The sequence below is a fragment of the Arthrospiribacter ruber genome (genome assembly GCF_019343195.1).
In the GTDB taxonomy this organism is placed as follows: domain Bacteria; phylum Bacteroidota; class Bacteroidia; order Cytophagales; family Cyclobacteriaceae; genus Arthrospiribacter; species Arthrospiribacter ruber.
On sequence record NZ_RPHB01000003.1, the window covers coordinates 645,351 to 668,507 of the forward strand.

The 23,157-nt window shown below is 41.7% G+C and carries 17 protein-coding genes, 1 tRNA gene and 1 rRNA gene; 7 read left to right on the forward strand and 12 right to left on the reverse strand.

Annotated features, from left to right (window positions below; genetic code table 11):
* Nucleotides 1-33 precede the first annotated feature (33 nt).
* Nucleotides 34-1,014 carry a ribonucleoside-diphosphate reductase small subunit gene (locus EGN73_RS08695; protein WP_219288379.1) on the reverse strand — a complete coding sequence of 327 codons (981 nt, stop codon included), beginning with the start codon at nt 1,012-1,014 and terminating at the stop codon, nt 34-36.
* Between the two features lie 649 nt (nt 1,015-1,663).
* Between EGN73_RS08695 and rplU the strand changes: the two genes are divergently transcribed.
* The 5 genes from rplU to EGN73_RS08720 all read left to right on the forward strand — a co-directional run bounded on the left by rplU (nt 1,664) and on the right by EGN73_RS08720 (nt 10,467).
* The gene (gene rplU / locus EGN73_RS08700) at nt 1,664-1,975 is read left to right on the forward strand and encodes a 50S ribosomal protein L21 (RefSeq protein WP_219288381.1); all 312 of its coding nucleotides are present in this window, start codon (nt 1,664-1,666) and stop codon (nt 1,973-1,975) included.
* A gap of 32 nt (nt 1,976-2,007) precedes the next feature.
* Nucleotides 2,008-2,268 (forward strand): 50S ribosomal protein L27, encoded by a 261-nt coding sequence (rpmA, locus tag EGN73_RS08705; protein ID WP_219288383.1) that lies wholly within the window; start codon nt 2,008-2,010, stop codon nt 2,266-2,268.
* 613 nt (nt 2,269-2,881) lie between these two features.
* A complete protein-coding gene (locus EGN73_RS08710) occupies nt 2,882-5,845 on the forward strand; it encodes a SusC/RagA family TonB-linked outer membrane protein (RefSeq protein ID WP_219288385.1) in 2,964 nt (987 codons plus the stop codon).
* A 12-nt stretch (nt 5,846-5,857) separates the two neighbouring features.
* Nucleotides 5,858-7,273: a RagB/SusD family nutrient uptake outer membrane protein gene (locus tag EGN73_RS08715; protein ID WP_219288387.1), complete on the forward strand. Its 1,416-nt coding sequence runs from the start codon at nt 5,858-5,860 to the stop codon at nt 7,271-7,273.
* Nucleotides 7,274-7,398: 125 nt separating this feature from the next.
* A complete protein-coding gene (locus EGN73_RS08720; protein WP_219288389.1) occupies nt 7,399-10,467 on the forward strand; it encodes a WD40/YVTN/BNR-like repeat-containing protein in 3,069 nt (1,022 codons plus the stop codon).
* Between the two features lie 50 nt (nt 10,468-10,517).
* Here the strand turns inward: EGN73_RS08720 and EGN73_RS08725 are convergent, their stop codons facing one another.
* Entirely contained in the window at nt 10,518-11,258 is a 741-nt protein-coding gene (locus EGN73_RS08725; protein ID WP_219288391.1) for a porin family protein, read from the reverse strand.
* Between the two features lie 175 nt (nt 11,259-11,433).
* Between EGN73_RS08725 and EGN73_RS08730 the strand changes: the two genes are divergently transcribed.
* Nucleotides 11,434-11,507, forward strand: a tRNA-Arg gene (locus EGN73_RS08730).
* Between the two features lie 142 nt (nt 11,508-11,649).
* Here the strand turns inward: EGN73_RS08730 and EGN73_RS08735 are convergent.
* From EGN73_RS08735 to EGN73_RS08780, 10 genes are all read right to left on the reverse strand, one after another.
* Entirely contained in the window at nt 11,650-14,535 is a 2,886-nt protein-coding gene (locus tag EGN73_RS08735) for a type I restriction endonuclease subunit R (RefSeq protein ID WP_219288393.1), read from the reverse strand.
* Between the two features lie 101 nt (nt 14,536-14,636).
* The gene (locus tag EGN73_RS08740) at nt 14,637-15,560 is read right to left on the reverse strand and encodes an Abi family protein (protein ID WP_219288395.1); all 924 of its coding nucleotides are present in this window, start codon (nt 15,558-15,560) and stop codon (nt 14,637-14,639) included.
* A 337-nt stretch (nt 15,561-15,897) separates the two neighbouring features.
* Nucleotides 15,898-16,452, reverse strand: a complete 555-nt coding sequence (locus EGN73_RS08745) for a hypothetical protein (RefSeq protein WP_219288398.1) — start codon at nt 16,450-16,452, stop codon at nt 15,898-15,900.
* Nucleotides 16,453-16,475: 23 nt separating this feature from the next.
* Entirely contained in the window at nt 16,476-16,619 is a 144-nt protein-coding gene (locus EGN73_RS08750; protein WP_219288400.1) for a DUF262 domain-containing protein, read from the reverse strand.
* Nucleotides 16,620-16,623: 4 nt separating this feature from the next.
* The gene (locus EGN73_RS08755) at nt 16,624-17,439 is read right to left on the reverse strand and encodes a toll/interleukin-1 receptor domain-containing protein (RefSeq protein WP_219288402.1); all 816 of its coding nucleotides are present in this window, start codon (nt 17,437-17,439) and stop codon (nt 16,624-16,626) included.
* Complete coding sequence (locus EGN73_RS08760) at nt 17,436-18,617, reverse strand: restriction endonuclease subunit S (protein ID WP_219288404.1); 1,182 nt, start codon at nt 18,615-18,617, stop codon at nt 17,436-17,438. The genes EGN73_RS08755 and EGN73_RS08760 overlap by 4 nt, the downstream gene beginning before the upstream one ends.
* Nucleotides 18,617-20,185: a type I restriction-modification system subunit M gene (locus EGN73_RS08765; RefSeq protein WP_219288406.1), complete on the reverse strand. Its 1,569-nt coding sequence runs from the start codon at nt 20,183-20,185 to the stop codon at nt 18,617-18,619. The genes EGN73_RS08760 and EGN73_RS08765 overlap by 1 nt, the downstream gene beginning before the upstream one ends.
* Nucleotides 20,186-20,330: 145 nt before the next feature.
* Nucleotides 20,331-20,567: a hypothetical protein gene (locus EGN73_RS08770; protein ID WP_219288408.1), complete on the reverse strand. Its 237-nt coding sequence runs from the start codon at nt 20,565-20,567 to the stop codon at nt 20,331-20,333.
* Nucleotides 20,568-20,897: a hypothetical protein gene (locus EGN73_RS08775; RefSeq protein WP_219288410.1), complete on the reverse strand. Its 330-nt coding sequence runs from the start codon at nt 20,895-20,897 to the stop codon at nt 20,568-20,570.
* A gap of 336 nt (nt 20,898-21,233) precedes the next feature.
* Nucleotides 21,234-21,968 carry a tyrosine-type recombinase/integrase gene (locus EGN73_RS08780; protein WP_219288412.1) on the reverse strand — a complete coding sequence of 245 codons (735 nt, stop codon included), beginning with the start codon at nt 21,966-21,968 and terminating at the stop codon, nt 21,234-21,236.
* A 418-nt stretch (nt 21,969-22,386) separates the two neighbouring features.
* On the opposite strand from EGN73_RS08780, the gene EGN73_RS08785 reads away from it, so the two are divergent.
* A 16S ribosomal RNA gene (locus EGN73_RS08785) occupies nt 22,387-23,157 on the forward strand; the annotation flags it as partial.

Genomic DNA, 23,157 nt, shown 5'->3' on the forward strand with positions numbered 1-23,157 from the left:
TTTTGGTGGTGGATAGGTAGGTTATTGGGTTTATTAGAAATCTTCTCCCATAGAGAATTTAGGCGCATCTACAGCATCTTTGGACTTCATAACACCTGCTTTCTGGTAATCCCCTACTCTTTTTTCGAAGAAGTTGGTTTTTCCTTGAAGGGAAATCATGTCCATAAAATCAAATGGATTGGTACTGTTCCAAACTTTCGCACAGCCAAGTTCCATAAGAAGCCTGTCTGCTACGAATTCTATATATTGGCACATCAGGTCAGCGTTCATCCCGATCAATTTGACGGGAAGTGCGTCTGTGACAAATTCCTTTTCTATTTCCACCGCATTTTTAATAATCTCCGTCACTGTCTCTTTCGGAAGGGTATTGACAACATGTTGGGTGTACAGGTGACAGGCAAAATCACAGTGGAGTCCTTCATCTCTGGAAATAAGTTCATTTGAAAATGTAAGTCCTGGCATAAGACCTCTTTTTTTCATCCAGAAAATAGAACAGAATGAACCCGAAAAGAAAATTCCTTCCACAGCTGCAAAGGCGATCAATCTTTCCTGAAAAGAACCGTTGTCGATCCATCTTAAAGCCCAGTCTGCTTTCTTTTTGACACAATCTATATGTTCAATAGCATTCAACAAACGATCCCTTTCCACATTGTCTTTGATGTAAGTATCTATCAAGAGGCTATATGTTTCGGAATGGATGTTTTCCATGGCAATTTGAAAGCCATAAAAAAACTTGGCTTCAGTATATTGAACTTCCGACACGAAATGTTCGGCCAGATTTTCATTCACAATGCCGTCACTTGCTGCAAAAAAGGCAAGTACATGAGAGATAAAATGCCTTTCACCATCGTTGAGATTTTTCCAGTCTTTCAGGTCCTGACTCAAGTCAATCTCCTCAGCCGTCCAAAAGCTGGCTTCTGCTTTCTTATAATATTGCCAGATGTCATCATGTTGGATGGGAAATAAAACAAATCTACCGTTGTTTTCCTGGAGTATGGGTTCTACTTGTTGCATTACTTTAATGAGTTTTTTGTCAGAATATATCAGTTTCTTCTTTTAAAGCCTGATCACTTTCCTTACACAGACTGGATGCAAAAGGCTGTCTTTTTGGAACAGCCTTTGAACAAATATGATTAACAAATTCCGAAAATAAAACCCCTAGGCCTACGAATTTCATAGTTTTTTGAACAATAGTCAAAAATACGTTAAATAATTTAAAATAAGTTAGTTAAATATTATTAGTTAAAGTATAGAATTAAAGAAATGAAGCATTATCTGGGCTATAAACTTTTTTAAATTAATTTTAAAAAGATTTTTATGAATGAAATTCGATATAAAATTGAATTTGATTCAAAACAATAGAATATATTTTTAATGTCATTTTTAATATTTTATAATGCTGATTAACAGTGTTTTGAGTGTTTGCTGTGTGAATTTATAAAAAATGAATATATAGTGATATTACCAAAATTTTTGTATCAGTATTAGGCTTTTTATGTGAAAAACATTTTGTTTGTAGGGAGATATTGGTGGTATAAAACCTTTGGTGCTGTTCAGTTATGTAATTAAAGAATAGCAGGGAAATTCGTAAGTAAGTTTTTTTATTGTGAATAAGCTTCTTATATTTGCACCTCAATTTCCTAAAGCAATATTTCTATATAATATGTACGCAATTGTTAACATCGCAGGAAAGCAGTTCAAAGTAACAAAAGATCAGCAAATCTATGCACCATTGATGCAGGGTGAAGCTGGCGCTTCCGTGGAGTTTGACCAGGTCTTGTTGGCTGACGACAACGGCACTGTGTCTATCGGAGCACCCCTATTGAGTGGTGCCAAGGTATCAGGGAAAATCCTTGATCACGTCAAAGGTGACAAAATTATAGTCTTCAAAAAGAAAAGAAGAAAAGGCTATAAGAAGAAAAACGGTCACAGACAGAAGTTTACAAAATTATTGATTGAAAGTATCACATTATAAGATTTCTTTGGAAATCATAAACTGATAAAATTATGGCTCACAAGAAAGGTGTCGGTAGTTCCAAAAACGGTAGAGAATCCCACAGTAAGAGACTTGGGGTTAAGAAATTCGGTGGTGAGGCAGTAATTGCCGGAAATATCATCGTAAGACAAAGAGGTACCAAGCATCATCCAGGAGAGAATGTAGGTGTAGGTAAAGACCACACTTTATTCGCTTTGACAGATGGCAAGGTTAATTTCAAAAGAAAATTTGATGGAAAGTCATATGTAAGCGTACTGCCTGCAGAAGCTTAATATTGACTCATTCTGTCCTTATTAAAAGGGTTGTCCGTAAAGGGCAACCCTTTTTTTGTTTTGCAAGTAGGCAGCAACGTTTGGATTTTGTAAATCGGGAGTGATAAAAAACAATGTTTTAGCGGCTGATAATTTGATAAGTCGCCTTTGTAAAGGAATTGATTTTTCAAATTTAAAATAGATACAAAAACATTGAAAGTTATTGTAGATTTTCATGAAAAGTAAATGGGTATTTGAAAGTATTTTTTGCGAAAGGTGGAGTTGTGAAACTTTATTTCTTTATCTATAAAATTTTCAACTTAAAGTTTTGGTATTTTGAGGCTCCTCATATTTCTTGTCCTTGTTGATAGGTTAGTTTTTTGATGAGTCCCGATTTTACCGTAAATTTTTATCATTTATCATTTCATAAGGAATAAATTGGCAAAAGATCATAAAAAAGAAATAAAAAACTACATAAAATTATTCAAGTGCTTTTTTGTACCGATGTTAGTTTTAGTTAGCTTTTGATTTTAAGCAGTTTCAATAATTTTATTTAACCATTCATCATAGAATTCATTGGTTTTTGGATTGGGATTAAATTAAATTTTAAGTAGAATCTTAATCCAATACAACTATGAAGAAAATTTTACTGGCCGCCATATTATATTTGGTTGCGTATGGTGGGCACTTATTTGCTCAAGAAATATCAGTATCGGGAACTGTAATTTCCAGCTCAGACAATCAACCAATTCCCGGAGCTAATATCCAAATTAAAGGAACCAATATTGGGACTGTTACTGATATTGATGGACAATTTTCCATTAGAGTTCCAAATGGTAACTCTGTTTTGATCTTCACCTACATTGGGTATATTTCCCAAGAGATTTTAGTTGGGAATCAAAACACAATTGATGTGATCCTCAATGAAGACTTAAAGCAGTTGAGTGAGGTGATTATAGTGGGATATGGAGAACAGGATAGGAAAACACTTACCTCTGCAATATCTTCTGTCAGCGCCAAAGAGATAGAGAACCTTCCCATGCCCAGTCCGGATCAAATGATGCAAGGAAGAGCTCCTGGGGTTTTGGTATCTGCCAACTCAGGGACGCCTGGTGGAGGGATGTTTGTCAGAGTGAGGGGGTCTACTTCAATCAATGCGGATAATGACCCTCTTTACGTAGTAGATGGAATCCCTATTGTTTCCGGGAATCTTTCGGCTGTTGGTTTAGGTGGAGGTACTGCCAATGCTATGGCAGATATCAATCCCGCAGATATTGAATCTATGGAGATTCTCAAGGATGCTTCTGCAACGGCAATCTATGGTGCGCGAGCAGCAAATGGAGTTGTTTTAATTACCACTAAACGAGGTAAAAGTCAAAAAGCGAAAGTTAGTATAGGAGCATATCATGGCGTACAAAGCGCTTGGAGAACGCCTGATTTAGTGGACGGTCCTACTTTGGAAATGTTAAGCAATGAAGCTGCTGTGAACAATGGGGGCCAGCCAATTTTTCCTAATCCTTCCCAAGCGGTAAATACAAATTATTCGGACTTTGTGTTCAGAGATGCTCCCATTACTAATTTTGACGTTTCTGTTACAGGGGGCAATGACCAGATTCGGTATTTGGCTTCGGCTTCTGATTTTAACCAAGATGGGATAGTGGCTCCTTCCTCTTTTGCACGTAGAACAGGCCGGTTGAATTTGGATGCTTTTGTTTCTGACAAGTTAAAAATAGGAACCAGCATTCTATATTCCAGAAACATTCGAAACAGAGTAAATAATGATGACAATATTGCTGGTGCCTTAGGAGGGACACACTTTTTTCCCTCAAATTTGCCTCCTTTCCAGCCTGATGGCAGTTATACAAAGTTCTCCATTTTTGAAAATCCACTCGCAGTAATAAATGAGAATGACATAACCATGGTGACTAATAGGGTCCTTGCCACAGTCTATGGTGAATATGAATTTTTTCCGGGCTTAACCTTGAGAAGTAATTTCAGCGTGGATTATAATAATATCAAAGAAGACACTTATATCAATACTTTATTGAATGCAGGTGCTGCTGTAAATGGTCAAGCTTCTTCAATTGTATCTGTAAATGACAATTGGATTCAGGAAAATGTATTGAATTACCAGACAAATTTTGACGGAGGCCATAATCTTAGTATTTTACTTGGTACCACTTTACAACAGTCAACTTTTGAACGTACCACAGCAACTGGCCAACAATTTCCATCCAATGATTTTAAGAGGATCGCATCAGCTGCTGTTCAAACTTCTTCCTCAGATGGTTCAATTTGGGGTATTGCATCTGTTTTCAGTAGGGTAAATTATTCACTTCAGAATAAATATCTTCTGACTTTGAACCTTAGAAGAGATGGCAGCTCAAGATTCGGTGCAGCAAATAGATGGGGTACTTTCCCTTCTGCTGCTGTTGGCTGGAGAATTTCTGAGGAGGATTTTTTCAATAAAGGAAAGTTTGTTTCTGACCTCAAGATAAGGTCAAGTTATGGTGTGACAGGGAATCAAAATGGAATCAATGATTTTCAGGCAAGAGGACTTTGGGCAGGAGGTGCCAATTATGCCATCACTCCTGGGACTGAGCCGGCCCAGCTCGCAAATCCGGATTTAAGGTGGGAGCGTACTGCCCAGTTTAATATTGGTGTCGACGTGGCCATGTTTAATGAAAGAGTAATGATGACTTTTGATTATTACAATAAGCAGACTTCTGATTTATTGCTGGCTGTTCCTATTCCTAGATCCAGTGGCTTCCAGAGCATTTTTCAGAACTTTGGAGAAATGGAGAATAAAGGGTTTGAATTTATGATTGCCGGGAGTCCGATAATTACGAAGGATTTTACTTGGGATATAAATTTTAACATTGCCCAAAACAGAAACAATATAAAAACGTTGGCTCAAGCCATTCCTGTATACAATCGGGATATCATCCGAATGGAGGAAGGGATTCCAATGTACTCATTTTGGATGCATAGGCAGCTTGGTGTAGATACAGAAACCGGAGATCCCATTTGGGACACCAAGGATCCGAATAGGCCTTTTGACCCAAATATTGATAGGTTTATAGTAGGAGATGCCTGGCCGGATTTCTTTGGAGGACTTACAAATACTTTTAGATATAAGAATTTTGATGCCATGATTTTTTTCCAGTATTCATATGGGAACGATCAATTATTCTGGAATAAATTCTTCCAGGAACATGGGGGTACTAGAAATACCAACTTTTTGGCAAGCCAGTTGGACAGGTGGCAACAGCCCGGTGATGTAACCATGGTGCCTCGGATGACCAACGCCAACTATGCTGCTAATTTAAGGCCATCCAGATTCGTTGAAGATGGGTCCTACGTAAGGTTGAAAAATATAAGTATTGGTTATACACTTCCCGCAAGTTTAGCCTCAAAACTGGGAATGACATCCGCAAGGGTTTACCTGAGCGGACAAAATGTTTTGACTTTTACCAATTACAGCGGCCTTGATCCGGAAGTCAACTCAACAGCGAGTACAGCTACCACCCAAGGTGTGGATTTTTATGCGATGCCGCAGCCTAGAGTTTTTATGGGAGGTTTTAACATCACATTTTAAACAAGCACTATCATGAAAATTAAAAATATATACAATCGATTTGCAGCTTTAGGGTTTTGTCTCGCTTTTGCCTGCAACGTTCTTGACCAAGAACCAGAGATCCAGATATCTGATGAAGTCGCTTTTACAAATGAAAAAAGTGCGGATGCCGCTCTTGCGGGTTTATATCACCAGCTTCAATCAGGCTTTTATTACGGAAGGAATTTTCAGAATATTTGTGAAGTCTCCAGTGATGTTTCCCAAAGTGTAGGCACATGGGATTTTTACAGAGAATTAGATACATATCAGTTAGATGCTTCTAACTTGGAAATCACAAACTTCTATACCGCTGCTTATAGGGCTGTTAATCAAGCGAATAATATCATAGCAGAAGTGCCTGCAATTGAGATGGATCAAGCCAAAAAGGACAACATTATAGGTCAGGCCTATTTTGTCAGGGCTTTGGCATTTTTTGATCTCAATAGAGTATTTGGAGGAGTTCCTGGAGTTCATGGTGACCAAAGTGTTGTGCTTCCACTTACACCATCAAGAGCAGTAAATGAATCATTGTATCCGAGTAGACCGCCCTTGGTGGAAGGGTATAATCAGGTAGAAGCCGACCTCTTATTAGCTTTGAATTTGCTGCCCGAAACCCAGGCCAATAACACCACCACTAGAGCAAGAGCTGTAAAGAGCACAGCCAGGGCTTTGCTATCTAGGTTTTATCTGTACACTAGAAATTATAGCGAGGTAATAAGGTTAAGCACCGAAGTAATTGAGGATAGCAAGTATGGGTTGGTCGAGGATTACCTTGGAATATATGCCGGTGAATTTACTGCTGAATCAATTTTCGAATTGGAATTTATTGCAGCAGATCAAAGTGCCATGAGGTTTTGGTATTTTCCGGGTGCTCAAGGTGGTCGTGGTGAATTGGCGGTACACGAGAGCTTTATTTCAGAAATTCAAGCCGATGAAAATGATATACGGGGTACTATGTTTGGATTTGATCCCATCCAAGGAGTTTATTTTCCTACCAAGTATCAAAAGCCTGGAAACATAGATAATTTCCATATAATTCGTATAGCCGAAATGTACCTCAATAGGGCTGAGGCTTATGCCCAATCATCTGGTACTTTGGCAATGGCTGTAGAAGATTTAAATAAAATCAAGGAAAGAGCAGGAGTGGCTCCATACTCCGGAGCAGTTACCCAAGAGGCTCTTTTATTGGAAATCGAAAAAGAAAGGAAATTCGAGTTGGCATTTGAAGGACATAGCTTTTTCGATTTGGTAAGGACTGACCGTGCCCTGACCGTGCTTGGCAGTGTAGAACGTAAAAATTCATCTGCGCCAGTCAGTTTGGATCAGCCTTGGAAACAGATATTACCAATTCCTAGAGATGAATTGCTTTCAAATCCCAATATGGTTCAAAACCCTAATTACGGAAATTAAATAAATAGTATTAGTTCATAAAAACAATTAGCCATTAGAAGAACTGCTTTAAAGGAGATAAATAATGCGGCTTATCTTATGACTAATTAGATGGAATACTGATTAATTACACTAAATATTACACTATGAAAAGAATATTTATCCCAATTGTCTGCCTTTTTCTATGGCTTTTGGTTTTTCCAAACCAAACCATTCAAGCCCAGACTTATGACGAATCCCTCTACGATGCAGTACAGTGGAGGCTTGTAGGTCCCCACAGGGGCGGCAGATCAGCAGCCGTAGCCGGTGTCACCTCTGATCGAAACACTTATTATTTTGGAGCAACCGGCGGAGGAGTCTGGAAAACAGAAAATGCCGGGATCACTTGGAAGAATATTTCTGACGGGTACTTTGGCGGCTCCATAGGGGCGGTGACTGTTGCTGAGTCTGACCCCAATATCATCTATGTGGGTGGGGGAGAAAAGACTGTAAGAGGAAACGTTTCTTATGGATATGGCTTCCATAAAAGTACAGATGCAGGGGAGACTTGGGAGCATCTTGGGATGGAAGAAACAAGATTTATTTCTAGGATAAGAATACATCCTGAAAATCCAGATGTAGTATATGCAGCTGTGTTGGGAGATATTTTCAAGCCTACTGATATGAGAGGGGTTTATAAATCGACTGACGGAGGAAAAACCTGGGACAGAAAACTCTTTGTAAGCAATGTGGCAGGTGCCGTGGATTTGATTTTGGATCCTAATGATCCTGAGACCATGTATGCAAGTACTTGGGATGTCAAAAGAACTCCCTATAGCTTGGAAAGTGGAGGCCCCAATTCCAAGATGTTCAAGAGTACTGATGGCGGTGAAAATTGGACAGAGATTTCTAGAAACCCGGGAATGCCGGAGGGTCTTTTAGGCATCATGGGGATTACCGTTTCTCCACTAAACTCTAATAGGCTATGGGCCATTGTTGAAAATCTTGACGGTGGTGTATTCCGCTCTGATGATGGCGGAGCTACCTGGACCAAGACCAATGAGGACAGAAACCTTAGACAAAGGGCCTGGTATTACACCAGAATTTACGCTGATACACAGGATGAAAATACTGTTTACGTTGTCAACGTAGACTACCACAAATCAACTGATGGAGGAGAAACATTCAAAGCCTCTAGGGCTCCTCACGGTGATCACCATGACCTTTGGATTGATCCTAATGACAACAAAAGAATGGTCATCGCTGATGATGGAGGTGCTCAGGTTTCACTTGATGGTGGCGAATCTTGGTCTACCTATATGAACCAGCCAACTGCCCAGTTTTACAGGGTTACAACTGACAATCATTTTCCATACAGAATATATGGAGCCCAGCAGGATAACTCTACTATGAGGATCAGCCATAGGAATGATGGATATGCCATTACTGAGGATGATTGGGAAGTAAGTGCAGGTAGCGAAAGTGGCTGGCTCGCGGTAGATCCTACAGACAATGATGTAGTGTTTGGCGGCAACTATGGAGGTCTTCTTCAATTGCTCAATCACTCCTCAGGTGCAAGAAGGAATGTAAATGTGTACCCGGATAACCCAATGGGTCATGGTGCCGAGGGAATGAAGTATAGATTTCAATGGAATTTCCCGATCTTTTTCTCTCCTCATGATCCAGAGGTACTGTACACTACTTCCAATCAATTTCATAGATCCACCAACAAGGGTCAGACTTGGGAGACATTCTCTCCGGATCTTACCAGAAATGCAAAAGAAAAACTTGGTCCATCAGGAGGCCCGATTACAAAAGACAATACATCTGTAGAGTACTACAGCACCATTTTTGCGGCTGCAGAATCTCCTTTGAAAAAGGGCGTGCTATGGGCTGGGTCAGATGATGGCTTGATCCATGTGTCTAAGGATAATGGTGAAACCTGGGATAATGTAACGCCCAATAACTTCCCGGAGTGGACGCAGGTAAATAGTGTGGAAGGGCATCCTTTTGAAGAAGGAGGACTATATGTAGCAGCGACATCATATAAAAACGGTGATTTCGCACCCTATTTGTTCAAGACAACAGATTATGGCGCTACTTGGACCAAAATAGTAAACGGAATAGATGAACAACATTTTACCAGGGTGGTTAGGGCAGATCCTGTCAAAAAAGGAATCCTCTATGCGGGTACTGAAACAGGTATGTACATTTCCTTTGATGATGGCGAAAACTGGCAGCCTCTTCAGCTTAATTTGCCAATTGTACCCATCACGGATCTTACTATTAAAGAAAACAACCTGATAGCAGCTACTCAAGGAAGAAGTTTTTGGATCATTGATGACCTTACTGTTTTGCATCAGCTTTCTGATGATATCAAAAACAAAGCTTTCCATTTGTTTAAGCCACAGGATTCTTACCTGATCGACGGGGTGAGAAGAGAGTCTTTGACAGCCGGTACCAATAGACCAGGAGGAGTTTTGGTTTATTATCATCTTAAGGAAGAGCCCAAAGAAGAACTCAGAATGGAGTTTTTTGACAGCAGCAATAACCTGATCAGGGAGTTTTCTTCTAAAGGAATAAAGGGAGATACATTGAAATTCAAAACAGGTGCGAACGAATTCAATTGGAACCTTAGAATTCCTGATGCCATAGGTTTTGAAGGTATGATCATGTGGTCTGGCCCCCTTAGAGGTCCCAAAGTAGTCCCTGGTGATTACAAAGTAAGGCTTACTGTAGATGGTGATACGCAGGAACAAAGTTTCAAAGTGCTTCCGGACCGCAGGTATCCATCCACGCAGGAAGACCTTCAGGCACAGTTTGACTTCCTTTTGAGTGTCAGGGACAAGTTGACAGAAACACATGAAGCTATCATCATGATCCGAAAGTACAGGGATGAGCTTAATGAAATCGCAAAAAATAACCCGAGGCAGAAGAGGAGGATAGATGGTATTGTGAATTCTATTTCTGACATCGAGAAGGAGCTGTATCAGACCCAAAATAGAAGCGGTCAGGATCCATTGAACTATCCGATCAGGCTGAATAACAAGCTGGCTCACCTGAATGTGATAGCAGGTACAGGAGCTTATAGACCAACGGATGGAGCAGAAGAAGTGAGAAAGGAAATTACAAGACAGATTGATGTGCAGCTCACCAAGTTCAGGGAAATTGAACAGTCGCAGATTTCAAATATTTTGAATATCGAAGAACTCAAAACAGAGTTGGACAAAAAATAAAAAAAGAGGGGCCGATTTCGGCCCCTCTTTTTTTTAAATGTTTTTGACTTTTAGAACAATGTGGCGGAGATGCCAAAATTAATTTGGTTGGCTTGTGTCCTGAAAGGTCCATTTTCCCCTTCAAAAACCTGGTTGAGACCATAATATCCCCAAATGTTAAATCCGGGAAATCCTATCCTTGTGTAAATGCCATATCGGAGCGGATTGAAACCAAAAGACTGTCGGTCCTTGATTTGCCTCGTGAGATCCTGATCATCAGTATACCTGATTTTGGTGTGGGCATTGAGAAGGTAGCCAACTTTTCCTCCAACTGCTACCCTAAAGCTTTTGCTGTAATTTCTTCTGTTGAAATGATACCTGAGCTCCAAAGGGATATCTAGGTAATTGGCGGATACATTGTTTCTTTCTATAGAGATATTTTCGCCATATACGTCCTCAATATCCAGAATCTGGCTTGAGTTAGGGCCAATGGCTGGATTATTAAAGAGGGTTGTTCCATCTCTGAAAGCCATTTTGTCCATTCCGAGACCAATACCAGGGTTGAAAGTGAATCCTGTTTCCTCGCCCAAATTGATGGGGTATTGAAAGTAGACATTGAAAGTTCTGGATCTTAAAAAGGTGGTGCCCAGTTCACTGGGGATGTTGTTGAGTCTATTGAAACCAAAATCTAAAAATAAGTCACCTTTGATATCAGGTCTTCCTCCTATAGGAGTTCGTTCCCTTTCTTCTTGAGCAAACAATACCGACAGCGTGACAATATTTAATAACAGAATTAATGATAATCTTTTCATGAAAGAGTTTATTGACTTTAAAATTTCGGCTAAATTATAAAAACGTGATTGATTTGCCCTTCTTTTCTTCTTAATTATTCTAAATTGCTTTGGGGAGGATTTGGGATTTAAGTGAAATGTTTTGAAAATGTCTTTTGCTATTTCGGAATTGCTGTCTACTTTTGCATTCCCAATTGGCCTCGTAGCTCAACTGAATAGAGCACCTGATTACGGCTCAGGAGGTTTCAGGTTTGAATCCTGACGAGGTCACAAAGAAGCTCTGCCTAGCAGGGCTTTTTCTTTTTATTGATTTATCAGTTGAGGAGGATTTTGGGTTTGGGCTTTTTTATGGATTCTGAAGAGGCTTGAGAATCCTATTAAGATATGTTTTTGAATTTTGACTCCACGCACCCTAAGCCGCCTCCGAAATCCCGTTGATAAAGGTCTCAACAAAACCCAGGATTTTGGACTTGATGCGCTCGGCGATGGTCTTTCGCTCTTTAAGAGCAGGTTTGTCTTTCAGCAGTCCGATGATGTCGTCCCGAAGTGGTTCTTTTTCAGTATAAATAAAATCTCCGATCACTTTTTCCAAGGCTTGGTCGTCCAGGTTTTCCTCTTCGCTGAGCTCATGGAGGGCTTTGAGACGTTCCGTAGTCCAAAAGTGTGTAAACTCCTCATGGATGTCATCGGCGTCAGCTACTTTTGGAAGGTTCTCACGGATAAATTTTTCTATCAGTTCTTTCTTGCTCCTCAGCTGGGCTTCCCCTACGATGAGCTCTACAATCGCTTTCTTCTGCTTTTCCTGTTCCTCTGGACTGGCATCCTTCAGTTTGCCGAGAAGCTTCAAGATGTAGCTCACATTGATCTCGTCCCTGTGGATCAGCTCAAGCTCAAAGTCTACGTCGTTGAGTATGGATATCTTCTCCTTTTGGCTGTTGTTTTTGGTCCTATCGTAAAGATCCAGGTATTTGCTTTTGTAATCCTCAAAAGTCTGCTCCGGCATTGACAGGTCTTCAAACTCAAATTCCGTGAAAGTCACCAGGACGTTTTTCAGACGCATCAACTCCCGGAAGGCTTTTATGAAAGCCAGCTGCGCCTCTTCGTCCTGTAGATCATTTACACTGTTGACTGTAGGGGCTACCTGCAGTAATTCTATGAAGGCATGGTTGAATTTCTCCACATATTCCTCATAAGGCTCCATGATGATTTCACCTTTTGCTTCCAGGTTGGAGAAAAGTGAGATGGCTTTGTCTGTGGCATCTTTGAGGTTTCGGAAACATACAATGTTCCCTTGGGATTTAAGTTCATCAAGGATTCTGTTGGTTCTGGAATAGGCTTGGATCAGTCCGTGGTACTTGAGGTTTTTGTCCACATAGAGCGTGTTCAGGTTTTTGCTATCAAAGCCTGTCAGAAACATATTCACCACCAAAAGTATGTCCACTTCTTTTTTCTTGACCCGGTTGGCGATGTCATTGTAGTAATTGTAGAAGGTTTTGGAATCCTTCGTATTGTATTTGGTGCCAAAGAGCGTATTGTAATCAGCGATGAACTCGTCAAGATATTCTCTTGGGTGTTTCTTACCTAGTCTTTGGTACTCAGTCGCTCCATCTGGTTCTGCTGCCACTGCATAGGTTTCATATTCCTCAGTTGCCAGTCCAAGCTCGTCTATGTCGTCATCGATCAGGTCTGTATTGGCTCCATAAGAAAAGATAGTGCCCACTTTCAATTGATGTTCACCGGCTTGATACTTGTCCTGGAAAAGCTTGTAGTACTCTATCAGAATGGGGACGCTGGGTACACAGAAGATGGCTGTAAAAGCCTTGTTATGTGTTTTCCGATTATGGTTGGTCAGGATATAGTCCACAATATTGTTCAGCCGCTGTGGTGCGTTCATGACCTCTTCTTCGTCTATGGCCTCCACGTTTATGTCAAAGATGTGTTCCTTTTTCCTGAAAGTAGAAATGTACTCTACCGAAAACTTCAACACATTTTCATCTCTGATGGCATCTGTTATCACGTATTTGTGGAGACAGTCTCCGAAAAGCATCTGCGTGGTACGTTTGCCCCATTCATTGGTGCCTGCGTTTTCTTCAAAGATCGGGGTTCCTGTAAATCCGAACATCTGACATTTTCCGAAAAACTCATTGATGTCAGCGTGGGTCTTTCCGAACTGACTTCTGTGACATTCGTCGAAAATAAAGACGATGCGCTTGTCTTTGAGAGATGCCATCTTTTCCACATACCGGGCTTTATTGACTGCTGTGGAAAGTTTCTGTATGGTAGTGACGATCAGTTTGTCGTTTCCTGTGAGTTGCTTGACCAGCTTATTGGTATTGTTGGTACCGTCAATGCTTCCCTTGCTGAAGCTGTTGAATTCCTGGGAAGTCTGGGTGTCGAGGTCTTTCCTGTCTACCACAAAGACCACCTTATGCACTTGAGGCAGATTGGTCAAGATCTGGGCGGTTTTGAATGAGGTCAGCGTCTTGCCCGAACCTGTGGTGTGCCAGATATACCCGTATTTGGTAGTGGTCTTCACCCGCTCCACTATGGCTTCTGTGGCATAGTACTGATAGGGGCGAAGGACCATCAGGGTCTTTTCTGTTTCGTTCAGCACTACATACTTGGTGATCATCTTCGAGATGTGACAGGGCTCAAGGAAGAAATCCGCAAAAGTAGAAAGCTGGGTGATCAGTTTGTTTTTGATATCCGACCAGTAAAAGGTCTGTTTGAAACTTCTGGACTTCAAAGGGCCATTGGCGTAGTACTTGGTGTTGACGCCATTGCTGATGACGAAGATCTGGATAAACTGAAAAAGTCCATGACCTGCACTGTAAGAGTGGATTCCGTATCGGGAAGTTTGTTTGAAGGCCTCCTTAAGTTCCAGACCTCTACGCTTGAGTTCTACCTGAACCAGTGGAAGACCATTGATCAATATGGTGACATCATAGCGGTTTTTGTAGAGGCCCTTCATGGAGATTTGTTGGGAGACCTGAAACTCATTTTGACACCAGTGGATCTGATTGATCAGTTCTACAGTGCGGTGCTCTCCGGAATCATCCATATATTCCACCCTGTCACGGAGGATTTTTGCCCGCTCAAATACATTTCCTTTATTGATAGCATTGAGAATCTGGGTAAACTCCTTCTCGCTGAGTTGGGTTTTGTTGTGCTTTTCCAGTTGGGTTTTCAGGTTGGCCAACAACGCAGTCTCATCAGGGATCAACACCTTCTTGTAACCCAAAGCTGCAAGCTGGGCAATCAGGTTATTTTCAAGGGTCTGTTCGGGTTGGGTGGTCATGGAGTAAAAAGGTATGCCATCACATCATCAAAATATAGTGTAGAAGCAAGATGTGGAAATCTAGTCAACAAAACAAGTTTGAGAACGACCCATTAGGTTGGTTATGTTAGAGTTGAAAAGCCCCACAGTTCCTCGTCTTGCCAGGATTCTCTCATTCCAAGTGCATTAGGGTCTACATTTGGGTATTTTTCAAATAGAGACACAAGTTTCGGTGTCATATGGTTTTCTGGAGCGACAATGTTGAGTAAGTATTTGATGACACAAAGGTGAACGTAAAGTTTTTGGAATTCATGTTGCTTTGGTACTTCTGAAATCCATTTAAGTGGTGCAGGGGCTTTTGTGATGCTTTTGAATGTACCAGGTAAATTTCTATTCCAAAGTCTAGCGTGATGAGCGCAGTAATTTCTTATCTGTGCGATTGATTGAAGCCAACTTGGGAGATATGTGTGATTTATAGCACCATATTCTTCAGCAATTATGTCTTTGGATTTTACGGTATGCTTGAGGTTCCCATAAAGTTTTGAAAGAGAGCCAAAGCTGGTGTGTTCAAGTGTTTTCCATGCAGGTGGAAATCGGCTGTCATCTTTATGTTTTGTGAAATGATTTTTAAGGACGGGGTCTTTGCTTCTGCTCAATTCCTCTTCAATGCCTGCCAGCGTTTTGACCAAAGCCCTACTGTCTATAAACAGATCAAAGTTTTGGAACCACCATGGGCCGAATTCGTGTGCAAGGTGATACACCAGTTTTGTTCTCAGGCTGATTTCAATTTTTTCAATGCAGTCGAAGATCAAAAGTCTAAGTTCCCTGTCGAAGCAGTAAAGAGCGATTACATCCTCAAATTTACTGTGTGGTTTGAAAATGTGGTTTATCTTATCGGATTGCATGGCGTGCCAATATTCACCAAGTCTGTAATAGCTGATATGTGAGAGGTAATGAATGGCTTCTGATTCCGAAGAAATTTCGAGTCCTCGGCTTTTGAGCAATAAAATTTGCTCGTCAATTGTGGTGGGTTTCTTCTCAAACATGCTGTACAAAATAAAACCAATGTCCCTAAAAAGCAAAAGACACGCCCTGGGACGCTGTTCAAGTGGGTAGCGTGGCGTGTACTGTTGCTACAAATATACGGAATTATGATAAAAAGTGGTAAAAAGTAGTGAAATTTGTAAAAACGCTTTCTCTTCACCGAAGACCTGTGTGCTATGGAAGAGTGTAATTAGGTGTGGAGGGAGCTTTTACTTTGAGTTCATCCTACCGTTCGGAGGAAGGAATTCGGAAAACGCAAGTGCAGTGATCGCTTGCGTTTACTGCATTTACTATTTTATTTCCTTAAATGTCTTACTGGAAGGTGGAAGTTTCTAAATGTCAAAGTGTTTTTACTTTGTGAGGTCGTCCCCTTTCTATTTCTACCTCGTTGTAAAGAGCCAACTCTAGCTCCGCAATCGTTTCAATATTTTGTTTTCTTGCAACAGTTTTTGCGCGTTCGATTATTTTGAGATACTCTTTAGAGTCATCCCACTGGGTCCATTGCGAAGGCTTTGGGATTCCAAGTTTCATTTGAATCAGCCTGTCAACAGGGAAATGGGGTGGCGTATGAATGTGTCCAAGACACCACTGGTATTTGAGATAAAGGTTCAAAATCTTCTGGGAATGGCCGAAACGCAGTTCTACAAACCCGAAACTAATGGCAAAGTTTGTAATAGCAGAAATGTTTTTGACGTGATCTTTTTCGTTTGGAGTGTTATCCAAGTAATTATTGTGTATCAGGGTTGATACAAATTCAAATAGTTTGGATTTAAATATCTCCTTTTCTTCCTTGGTTGTTTCTGCTTTGTAAACGTTACCGGCTCTACTCAACGAAGCTCTCAAAGTTGATTTCCAAAGTTGATCAAGTAAAAATTGTTTTTGGGTTGTTTTCATGGCCTAACAGACTTATTCGGTTTTCACGAGATGCTGTCCATCAGGTCTCTTACTTTGGCACCATCCCATACAAAGGGTCTTTGGATCTCAGGTATAGCGATTTCCTCAGACTTGCCCCATGAAAGGACGGTTTCGATCAGGTGTTGGTTGACGGAGTATTTCTGCATGTTGTTAGGGGTTAAAAAGCCTATCGATTCGTGCCAAAATTTGATTTCTTCGGCCCTCCCAAATCTCAGGCGCTTTCGGAGTAAGGTTAAACAGATTCTCCAACTGCGTTTTAAGGATAGTCCACTTGTTAGGTTCAGTGATTTTAAATCCCTGAGTAAGCGGAATTACACCTGACATTTGATTGTAGTCCATTGGAGGCACCAAGATGGGGATATGCTTTTTAGAAAGAGCCCAAGCTGCACCCATTTCGCACAAACTCACAGCACTTTTGAAATAGTTCTCTGAAATCACGAATAGGACAATGGCATCTCCACTTATTTCGCTCTTCAGGGTTTGAAGCCAGTCCTCCCCAAGAGGAATACCATGACCTTCTAATGAGGTGCAAAAGATACAGGAGTCTTTAATGCCAATTAGTGATAGGAGTTGAACGATTTCAGAAGCAATCGTTTTGTCCTGTGAAGAGTGACTGATGAAAATTTTACGCGCACCATTTTTTTCGCCCCCTTCCACAAAATTTGATCGAGGGAGTAATTCTAATTCCTCTATAAGAGACTCGAGGAAAAGCTTTGCTTGCAAGAGACAATCTGCCATATGAAGTTCAATTTCATCTTCTTCAAAAGTGTGTGAAGTCTTGTTGAATTTTATAGCACCAAAACTTTTAATCTCGTACGAATCTTCACCATATATTCTGATCAATTTACGATACACACTGTCCTCCCATGCCATAAATTTTGGATCATGTGGTGTTATGTTTTTAAAACTTTCGAGGGTAGTAATCGTACTGACCCAAATTGATCTTATACTTTCTTTTGTTATCATACAAACATCTGCTGCAACAGCCCCTTCTTCCAAGTGCGAAAGCCTTGGATCTGGCTGTCAAGCGTTTCAAGGTTTTCGTCAATTGTGTTCAGGAAAACAGCGATTTTCTTTTGTTCTGGTAAGCAGGGGACCATGAGAAGTAGCTTTTGAATGTCTCCTTTTTGTATGTTTGGCAAGCCTGATCCAACGCGTAGCTTCATGATTTTCTTCTCATTGAATTTCAGTAGTTGGAAGAGAAACGGGACATGGGCTATTTTTGAAATTTTTTGAAGAGTGTAACAATGTCCTCCGCTCCAAAACTTTGTTTTGATAAAGTTTACAAAACCACAAGAGTTTCCTCCTTCGCTGATTGTAATTGTATTTGCTTCCGTATTCCAGTCGCCTGAATAACCTGATGGTTCAATCCCTCCATTTATTGCAGGATAAGTTCCTTCCATTTCAAGTTCACTTTTGTTAAGTTGCTGTCCTTTCACAATGTCACAAATATTCCCCAACCGCTTCTCCTCCCAATCAGGAAACTCACTCCCATCATCATGCTTGAAATGGATTTTTTGTGAGAAGATCTGCTGCATCACGCCCTTTTTGTAGGCTTCCAGCTTTTCCTTCTTCCGCTCCAGCAACTCGATCCGCTCGTCCACCGATGAAAGGAATGACGCGATCTTTTGCTGCTCGGGGAGGGAGGGGAATTTAAAGTTTAAAGAATGAAGTTCTTTTGTATCTAACTTTCCAGCACCGATCCCTGTTCCTGCTACAATTCCGAGTAGACTTTTCTCTGATTTAAGAAACCACTGTAAAAGGAATTCTTTATCAATTTCGTCATTTGGTATAATTGCTTTAACATCTTGATTGAAAGTCACGTCTTTCGCCGCAATTCCGACTGGGATCTTGTTGAAAAGCATGCTTCCCCGAACTAAAAGGAGAATGCTCCCTTTTTTGGCGATTCGTGTACCTTTTTTTGAACCAAGCTCAGTGACTTTTTTTTCTGAGTCAGAAAACTTGGTTCCAATCATTGAGGATGCACTTATCCATGGTATATTTCCGTTCCAGTAGTCCTCGACTTCCTTAGAGGGGGTTCCGCCAGATTTCCAACTCGTGAAGTCGCCCAATGAGCCTTCTTCCCAATCTTTTTCAAAATTTAAAAATCTTAGTTTTGGATACTTTTTTACGTTGTCGATCATCAAAACGGCGCTTTAATTCCCAATTCCTCACAAAATGCTTTCAATACCGCATCGTTGCTTTTCAATGCTGCGTCGAGTTGCTGTATGGCTGCTGCGGTGGCATCCAAGTCCACAGGCTCCTCTTCCTCAAAGGTATCCACATAGCGGGGGATGTTGAGGTTGTAGTCATTTTCAGCGATCTCAGCTAGGGAAGCTACATAGCTGTACTTGTCGATGGTCTTGCGCTCACGGTAGGTCTGCACGATCAGCTCCACGTCGCTGTCCCTCAGTTCGTTTTGGTTGCCCACCTTGATAAAGTGATCCGATCCACTGGCATCGATAAAGACTACATTGTCGTCCTGCTCACGGCATTTTTTCAGCACCACGATACAGGTAGGAATACTGGTACCGAAGAAAATATTGGCAGGCAACCCGATCACCGCATCCAGTACATTCATCTCCTTGATCATGTACTGCCTGATCTGACCCTCTGCTGCCCCACGGAAAAGTACCCCATGTGGAAAGACACTGGCCATGATGCCATTGTCCGCCAGCTGATAGAGCATGTGCTGCATAAAAGCGAAATCTGCCTTGGTCTTAGGTGCCAGCCTGCCATACTGAGAAAACCGTTCGTCCGCATGAAAGAGGGAATGCTCGTCACCCTTCCAGTGTGCAGAAAAGGGAGGATTGGCCACTACTGCCTCGAACTTATAGTCCAAGTGCTGCGGATGCATCAGGGTATCTTCTTGAGCGATGTTGAATCTCCTATAGTGAATGCCGTGCAGGATCATATTCATCCTTGCCAGGTTGTAGGTAGTACGGGTCATTTCTTGTCCGAAATACTCCGTTACTTCTGCTTCTTTGGCTACCCGAAGGAGCAAGGAACCTGAGCCACAGGTGGGGTCATAGACAGACTTGAGTTTGTCCTTGCCCGTGGTGACTACTTTTGCAAGGATTTTGGACACTTGTTGAGGAGTGTAGAATTCCCCAGCGGTCTTGCCTGCTCCTGCGGCAAACTTGCCGATCAGGAATTCGTAAGCATCACCCAGCACGTCGGACTCTATGTCTTCCAGTCGGAAATCAATGGAGTCGAGGTGGTTCAGGATCTGTACCACCACTTCATTTCGGGCTTTGACTGTGCGCCCGATTTTGTTGGAGCTGAGGTCAATGTCAGAGAAAAGATCGTTGAAGTCCTCTTCCGAGTCTGTTCCCATGGTGCTTTGCTCGATGTGGTTGAGTACCGCTTTGAGGTCTTCCAAGATATAGTTGCTATCCGTTTCTGTGGAGGCATTACCCTTGGCTGTGATGGAAGCAAAGAGCTCTTCAGGTTTCAGGAAATAACCCAGTGCCTGCAAGGACTCCTCTTTGATGGCTTCCAGCAGTTCGGGGTCGTTGAGTTTGAGATAATCCTTGACGCTCTCAGTTTCCAGCAGGTTGTTGGCATATAAGTACTGCCGCTCGCTGAGGTATTTGTAGAATATAAAACCGAGTATGTAATCTCTGTAATCGTCTGCGCTGATTTTGCCCCGTAAAATATTGGCGATCCCCCAGAGCTTGCTTTCCAAGAGGCGTTTTTGTTCTTCTGACATGTATGCTGTACTCGTTGCTGGTTCTCAGACTTGATTGAAAAAGTCCGGATTCCAAGTGAAAAACTGGTTTCGGTTTGGGGTTTCCCTACAGTGATGTTTCCATTTGTGGCTCTACAAAATTTAAGGAGCTGTAAAAAGCCGGTCATTATGGGGTATTGGAACTCCTTTTGGTTTTGACAGGAATAACCTCCACAATTTCAGGTTTTTTGGAAACAGTCTGCTTTGACACCCCTAAGCCTTGCCCCTGATGGACAGAACTTCTGCTGGCTAAGATAAGGTTTTGGGTGGAAATTGCCAGTTTTTTGAAATAGAAAAGCCCCACTGGATTGGTGAGGCCTGCTGAGTTAAATCCTTTGAATTTAACCTTGGCTACTATTGACAATTATTGCAAAGAGATGTTTGTGAGAAACATCACTGTGCCATCTTCACAGAGAAAACTTCCATCTTCACTGCGCCCGATCTTAGCTTTTTCTGTTTTGAAGTTTTTACCAGTGTACGCCACAGTTACTTCAAAGTTGAAACATTGACTTGTGTGATCAAACATTTTTTCCTCTGTAAATTTTTTACTTGGCTCAATTAAAAGTACCATTGTTTGTGAAGCACGTAATAATTTGCTTTCAAAAGAAAAGGATGAACCGTTTTCAAGTGTGCCATAAAGATCACCGTCACCATTTTCACCGTAATACCAAGTAAAATCAAATGAATCTTCCACAAGCTCAGGTGAAACGAGGATTTTGACAGAATATTTCCCTATTTCCGGCCAATCTTCCTCATTCTCAGATTCTAAAATCGAACAGCTAGTGAAGAAGAAAACTAAAGCTGGAAAAATATAGGTAAAGGTGCTTTATTTCATGTGTTTTTTTGGGTTTCGTGAAATTTTTATGGTTGATAGAAACGATCATCGATTTGGTCAGATCCTTTTCCCGAAAATAACTTGCGGAGAGTGTCCAAAACAACAACCCTGTTGGTCAAAATCACTTTGTAAAATGCAACATGTTCAAGACCAACAAGATTATTTTTTGATTAGTGAGATTATTTCCCATTCAACTTATAAAAGATCGTTGAAGTGATCCAATTCGGTGTTGGCAAAGCTGTCCAGATACACCTGCGTTGTTCTGATGTCAGCATGTCCCAATGCCTCCGCAATCAAAGTTACAGGTGCATGCTGGGACTTGAGAACAGATGCATAGGTGTGCCGGGCTGCGTAGAAAGTCAGGAATCTGAGTTGTGATGGACTGAAACCAAGTTCATTTTCTCCGAGTTTTCTGAGGTGTGCGTTGATGACTTTGGCTCGCTGTTTCCTTACCTTGGTGATTTTCGCTGGGTTTGACATTTCCTTTTCACTGAGATTGTCAAAGACCCGAAAGACCAAGCTTTTGGCTGTGGTGTTTTTGATCAAGCCTGCATCAAGCTTTGCGGACAATACCTGTTTCTGTTTTTCGAGAATTCGGCCCACGGTCTCCTTCTTTATATGTATGCTGAACATATCCGCTGTTTTTCCCCTGTGGTAGAGAATGCGGTCTTCCACGATATTGTCTTGCCAGTTGAGCAGTGACATGTCTTTGAGGTTCATTCCCTGACAGTAATAAGAGAACAGAAACATGTCCCTTGACTCCTCCATAAAGGGACTGTGAGACAGATCCAATTTGGCAAGTTGATGGACTTCTTCCTTCTTGATCGCTTTCTTGTGGGTCTTTTTTGACTTGATTCGAAACCCGATTCTTGGGTCCTCCTCTGGCTTGACCAGCTTTCTGTTCAGCGCTCTACCATAGACAGGAGACATGGCTCTGAGGTAGACTCCAATTCCGTTGGAGTTTTAGTCTGTTTGATGAACACTTTAAGTCTTACGGGTATGCTTAATTTCGGCAATATGGAAACGGATAAAATTGTTTAAAATATTTCCTTTTAAAAATCAGTGACTTGTGAGAAACCTGTTAATTATGTTTTGGCTGGGACTTGCCTTAAGAGATTTAATTTCTACCTTTGCAAACCCAATCAGCTAAAGAGTTGAGGGAAATAAGAAGAAAGGGTTTTCAATAGAAAGACCGCGGATGCATTTGAGAAAGTAATGCGTTAAGTTCATTGAAATGTTGTGACAGAGAATAATAAAGAATACAGATAGGCCGGGAACAGCTTTTGGGTTGATAGAGACTGGCTCTGTGTCCACTGATAAGGATGGTACATGGGGCAAAACAAACTTTACAACGGAGAGTTTGATCCTGGCTCAGGATGAACGCTAGCGGCAGGCCTAATACATGCAAGTCGTACGGTATCTTGAAGCTTGCTTTGAGAGAGAGTGGCGCACGGGTGCGTAACGCGTATGCAACCTGCCTGTTACAGGGGGATAGCCCGGGGAAACCCGGATTAATACCCCATGGTATTGGACGATGGCATCGTTGTCCAATTAAAGATTTATCGGTAACAGATGGGCATGCGTAGGATTAGCTGGTTGGTAGGGTAACGGCCTACCAAGGCTGTGATCCTTAGGGGTTCTGAGAGGAAGGTCCCCCACACTGGCACTGAGATACGGGCCAGACTCCTACGGGAGGCAGCAGTAGGGAATATTGGGCAATGGGCGGAAGCCTGACCCAGCCATGCCGCGTGCAGGAAGACGGCCTTACGGGTTGTAAACTGCTTTTATCAGGGAAGAAAAAGGCCATGCGTGGCAGATTGCCGGTACCTGATGAATAAGCACCGGCTAACTCCGTGCCAGCAGCCGCGGTAATACGGAGGGTGCGAGCGTTGTCCGGATTTATTGGGTTTAAAGGGTGCGTAGGCGGCCATATAAGTCAGCGGTGAAAGTTTGGGGCTCAACCCTAAAATTGCCGTTGATACTGTTTGGCTTGAGTGCGTTCTGGGTACATGGAATTTATGGTGTAGCGGTGAAATGCATAGATACCATAAGGAACACCGATAGCGTAGGCATTGTACTGGGACGTAACTGACGCTGATGCACGAAAGCGTGGGTAGCG